This is a genomic window from Phenylobacterium sp., assembly GCF_037138395.1.
In the GTDB taxonomy this organism is placed as follows: Bacteria; Pseudomonadota; Alphaproteobacteria; order Caulobacterales; family Caulobacteraceae; genus Phenylobacterium.
In genome coordinates, this window is sequence record NZ_JBAXIM010000181.1 from 1 (window position 1) to 4633 (window position 4633).

Consider the following 4633-nt stretch of genomic DNA (forward strand, 5'->3'; position numbering starts at 1 on the left):
CTGAAGCCCCTCCTGGAGGCGCGCGGGTTTGTCGAAGGTTCCCTGGCGCAGCCTGGGGACTATGTGCTCGAACGGGCCTTCGTCGAAACCTGACCTGCTCAGGCGGGCGGGCAGCCCTTGAACTGGCCCACCCGGCTGACCGTCAGGAGGGTCAGGTTCAGCCCCATGATCGGCTTCATTGAGGAAGAACCGGATCCGGTGAAGAGGTCAATGCGGTTGCCCTTGATCGCACCGCCGGTATCCGATGCATACCAATAGCCGTCATGGACCCGGCCGTCGGGCATCCGAAGACCCACGGTCTCCTGGATGAAGAGGACGGTCCGCCTGGGGATGACGCGGGTGTCGATGGCTGCCGTGCGCATGGCCACCACCTTGCAGCCGAGGGAGTCCAGGGTGCCGACCCCGCGGGCACCGATATGGTAGAGGGTGGCCTTGAGTTTCATCTCGGGCGAGCCTGGGATCGAGCCGGTCATGGCGCCCATGAGCAGGTCGCCCAGGGGATCAGGCGCAGCCTGTGCGTCAGCGGCTGCTGGGATTGCGGCAAGCAGGGAGGTTAGGGCGGCCAGGGCGGCGAGGCGGCGTCGCATGACGTCTCCTTCTTCGTCGTTGATCTGTCGTCGCCGGACTTTTAACGGTAGCAGGCGTTTTCGGCAACATTGGGGTCCCCATGAGAGTCTTTGGAGACTCCATCTCCGGCAACTGTCTGAAGGTGAAGTGGACCTCCGATCACCTCGGCCTGCCCTACGATTGGGTGGAAACGCGCGTGCTTACCGGCGAGACCCGGACCCCGGATTTCCTGGCGATGAACCCGGCCGGTCAGGTGCCCCTGGCTGTGCTGGACGACGGCCGACCCCTGGCCCAGTCCAACGCCATCATCCTGCACCTGGCCCGGGGGTCCGCCCTGATCCCGACCGATCCCTACCTCCAGGCGCGGATGTTCGAGTGGATGTTCTGGGAGCAATACAGCCACGAGCCCTATGTCGCCGTGGCGCGCTTTCAGGTCCGGTACCGGGGTCGGGACCCGGCCACCCTGGAGCCCGAGCTTGTCGGGCGGGCTGAGGCCGCCCTGGACCGGCTAGAAGCCGCCCTGTCTGGTTCGACCTGGCTAGTGGGCGACGCCTTCTCTCTCGCCGACATGGCGCTGCTACCGTACACTCGGTCTGCACCTGAGGCGGGTATCGACCTTTCCCGGTGGAAATCTCTCACGGCCTGGATACGTCGAAGTGAAGGCGTGCTTGGCCTCGCCTCCTTGGGAATCTCCTGATGACCTCATGCCTCCGGGTGCTTCCTGTGGTGCTCGCCGTGGCCTTCGGGGCTTGTGGTCCGGTCCTGGCCTGGGGCTCGTCTGGGCACCGAATGGTCGGCGTGGCGGCTGCGGAGGCGCTACCTGCGACGCTGCCGGCCTTCCTTCGGAGCCAGGAGGGGGCCGCGGATGTGGGTGAGCTTTCCCGGGAACCAGACCGTATCAAGGGGTCCGGCCGCGCCCTTGGCGTGGCCCTTGATTCCGGACACTTCCTGGACGTCCTGGAAGACGGGACTGTGCTTGGCGGGCCCCGGCTTGAAGCCATGCCCACGGACCGTGAGGCCTACGAAACGGCCCTGCGGACGGCGGGGACCAACACCTGGAAGGCCGGCTGGCTCTACTATTCGATCCTTGAGAACCAACAGCAGCTGACCCGGGACTTCGCCATGTGGCGGGTCCTGTCTTACGCCGCGGGCACTGAAAAGAACCCCGGGCGTCGGGCCTGGTTCCGGGCGGACCTGAAGCGTCGGGAGGCGGCTGCGCTCCAGACCTTGGGACGTCTCTCGCACTACGTGGCGGATGGCTCCCAGCCCCTCCACATGACCCTCCACTACAATGGCTGGGGCGAGGGCCCGAACCCGGAGGGCTTTACGACGTCACGGATTCACGGTCCGTTCGAGGGCGATCTTGTTGCCGGGGCCGTGCGGATCGAGGATGTCCGCAGGGCGATGTCGTCGCAAGGCCAAGGCCCAGAGGGGCCGCTCGAGACCCGTATCTCGGCCTATCTCAAAACGGGCTGGGAGGAGGTCCCGGCCCTGTACAGGCTGGAAAAGGCCGGGGGACTGGCCCCGGGTGACCCCCGAGGGGGTGCCTTTGCTGCCCGGCGCCTGGGTGCAGGTGCCGCTGCCTTGCGGGACTTCACGGTCCTGGCCTGGAAGACCTCGGAAAGCGCCCGCGTCGGTTGGCCAGAGGTCTCAGTGGCCGACGCCCTTGCGGGGCGGGCGGACATCTGGACGTCTCTCTATGGCAAGGACTGATGGAGGCACCCCAATTCGGCCTGCCTGAGGCAGGGGGCACCTGGCCGGACCGGCCCTCGGCCTTCGGCATCGCCACCCGTGGCGGACGCATCGCCTTGGTCGAGATCGGCGACCCGGAGACCCAGATCTGGCTCGCCCTTCCCGGGGGGGGAATCGAGGCTGGGGAGACGCCCGAAGGCGCCCTCGTCCGCGAGTTCGCGGAGGAGACGGGCCTGGTCGTTCGCCCGGTCTCGCCACTGGGCGCCTCGTCCGACCGGGTGGTGATCAATGATGGCCGGGCCTTCAACGTCAGAGGCGAATTCTTCACGGCGGTGATTCTCTCCGAGGCGCCCCACCTGCTGACGGAGCCGGACCACCGGCTTGTCTGGCGGACGCCCTTGCAGGCCCTCCGCGGACTACACCGGGAGTCCCATGCCTGGGCGGTGGCCCAGTGGCTTCGCGGTTTGCGCGTCCGGGCCTGACATAGTAGGCCGGGCTGCTGGAAACTCGGAGTTCCGCATGAGCGAAGCCAAGCTTATCGACGGTCGGGCCGCGGCGGACAGCCTTCGGTCCCAGGTCGCCTCGGAGGTCGCAGACCTGAAGGCCCGCTTCGGCGTCACCCCGGGTCTGGCGGTGGTCCTGGTGGGAGAGGACCCGGCCAGTCAGGTCTATGTGCGCTCCAAGGGCGAGCAATCCCTCGCTGCGGGCATGCATTCGGTAACTCACCGGCTGTCAGCAGACACGCCGCAGGACGTCCTGATTGGCCTTGTTCAGTCCTTGAACGCCGATCCGGCGATCCATGGCATCCTGGTCCAGATGCCGCTTCCTCGAGGGTTGGATGAAAAGGCCGTCGTCGAGGCCATCGATCCGGACAAGGACGTCGATGGCCTGCACGTCGTGAATGCGGGACGACTTTCCCAGGGGCTTCCCTCACTCTCCCCCTGTACGCCCTTAGGCTGCATGATCCTGCTGCGTCAGACCCTCGGGGACGACCTGTCGGGGCTGAGGGCTGTGGTGGTGGGCCGGTCGATCCTCGTGGGACGACCGGTGGCCCAGCTTCTCCTGCAGGCGGACTGCACCGTGACCATCGCCCACTCCCGAACGCGCGAACTTGCCGCGGTTTGCCGGGAAGCGGATATCCTCGTGGCGGCGGTGGGGCGTCCCCGCATGATCCCGGGCGACTGGATCCGCCCCGGCGCCGCGGTCATAGACGTCGGCATCAACCGGGTTCCGTTCGACGATCCCGCGAAGGCCGCCGAGGGACGAACAAAGCTGGTCGGCGATGTGGACTTCAAGTCAGCCCGCGAGGTCGCTGGTGCCATCACGCCGGTCCCAAATGGCGTTGGGCCGATGACGGTGGCCTGCCTGCTCGCCAACACCGTGACAGCTGCCCGGCGTATCCACGGGATCTAGTTTTTTGGATTTTGAGCCTGTTTTGCCCCTTCAGACGTTCCATCTGAGGGGAGCAGGCCCTCGGCGGTCGGTGGTGTGCGCACGCCCTTGTCGGCCGTGCGCACAATGGTCTCCAAGGCTTCCTCGACAGCCTCGCTGAACGCCTCCGCGATGGCGCCGCCCCGGTTCTCAGCAGCCCTGCGACTGAAGGCGAAGGTCTGTTCCTGAACCACTGTCTGGTCCTTGAGGCGGGTCAGAACAAGATGCAGGTCCACCCGGATCTCAGGCGCAGCGTTCGGACCCTGGTCGTAGGCCGCTTCGAAACGGGAAACATCAACGCGCAGGCCGAAGGCCGGGCGGCCAAGTTCGCCGGGTGTGATCAGGCGGGCTGGGCCGGAACTGGTGGCAAAGGCTCTCACAAGGGCCTGGTCGAAGAGGACGGCCGCCGCCTGAGTCCACCGGGCGTTGGCGAGATAGGCGGCCTCGGCCCCGTCGGAGGTCAGGATCCGGTCGCCTGCTGCGGCGGGATGGAAGTTCCCGCCCGCCCTGACGACGGCGGAGCGGCCCTCCGTAGGCGACGGCGTCCCTGAGGCTTGCGGGTCCGGCGTGAACCGGTAGAGCTGGGCCGGCTTGCTGTCCGGCAGCAGAGTGATGCAGCCAGACAGCAGAAGCGCCGCCGTAATAGCGCCCAGGCGGGTGAGGTTCAGGGTCGGGATCATGGACGGACGTCCTTTTCCTTGCCGGGGCTCTTCGAGATGAGGCCGCGGGGATTGGCTTCCAGTTCGCGGGACAGGCGGGTCAGGGAGTCTGCGGCACCCTGCAGGGCACCGACCGCAGACGTGAACTGGGCGAGGCTGCTTGCCGTGTACTCGCCCTCCGGGCCGTCGATCCGGGCGATGACGCCTCGGAGGTCCTTGACCGTCGTTTGAGTCTCAGTCGCAGCGTCTGTAAGGCTCTTGAGGGTTTGAGCGCCTTCGCCCTC

6 protein-coding genes and 1 pseudogene are annotated in these 4633 nt (G+C 66.9%); 4 read left to right on the forward strand and 3 right to left on the reverse strand.

The features are described 5' to 3' along the window. Positions 1-98: 98 nt before the first annotated feature. Positions 99-587, reverse strand: a complete 489-nt coding sequence (locus WCJ52_RS11680; protein ID WP_336903484.1) for a 3D domain-containing protein — start codon at positions 585-587, stop codon at positions 99-101. Positions 588-667: 80 nt separating this feature from the next. On the opposite strand from WCJ52_RS11680, the gene WCJ52_RS11685 reads away from it, so the two are divergent. The 4 genes from WCJ52_RS11685 to folD are packed head-to-tail and all read left to right on the forward strand — an operon-like array spanning position 668 to position 3672. Further along, entirely contained in the window at positions 668-1264 is a 597-nt protein-coding gene (locus WCJ52_RS11685; RefSeq protein ID WP_336903485.1) for a glutathione S-transferase family protein, read from the forward strand. Beyond that, positions 1264-2280 carry a S1/P1 Nuclease gene (locus WCJ52_RS11690; protein ID WP_336903486.1) on the forward strand — a complete coding sequence of 339 codons (1017 nt, stop codon included), beginning with the start codon at positions 1264-1266 and terminating at the stop codon, positions 2278-2280. The genes WCJ52_RS11685 and WCJ52_RS11690 overlap by 1 nt, the downstream gene beginning before the upstream one ends. Next, on the forward strand, positions 2280-2741 hold the full coding sequence (locus WCJ52_RS11695; protein ID WP_336903487.1) for an NUDIX domain-containing protein: 462 nt from the start codon (positions 2280-2282) through the stop codon (positions 2739-2741). The genes WCJ52_RS11690 and WCJ52_RS11695 overlap by 1 nt, the downstream gene beginning before the upstream one ends. A gap of 37 nt (positions 2742-2778) precedes the next feature. After that, a complete protein-coding gene (gene folD, locus WCJ52_RS11700) occupies positions 2779-3672 on the forward strand; it encodes a bifunctional methylenetetrahydrofolate dehydrogenase/methenyltetrahydrofolate cyclohydrolase FolD (RefSeq protein WP_336903488.1) in 894 nt (297 codons plus the stop codon). On the opposite strand, the gene WCJ52_RS11705 is transcribed toward folD, so the two are convergent. Beyond that, on the reverse strand, positions 3669-4370 hold the full coding sequence (locus WCJ52_RS11705; RefSeq protein ID WP_336903489.1) for an ABC-type transport auxiliary lipoprotein family protein: 702 nt from the start codon (positions 4368-4370) through the stop codon (positions 3669-3671). The genes folD and WCJ52_RS11705 overlap by 4 nt on opposite strands. Next, positions 4367-4633, reverse strand: a pseudogene (locus WCJ52_RS11710) (MCE family protein); the annotation flags it as partial. The gene WCJ52_RS11705 and the pseudogene WCJ52_RS11710, both read right to left, overlap by 4 nt.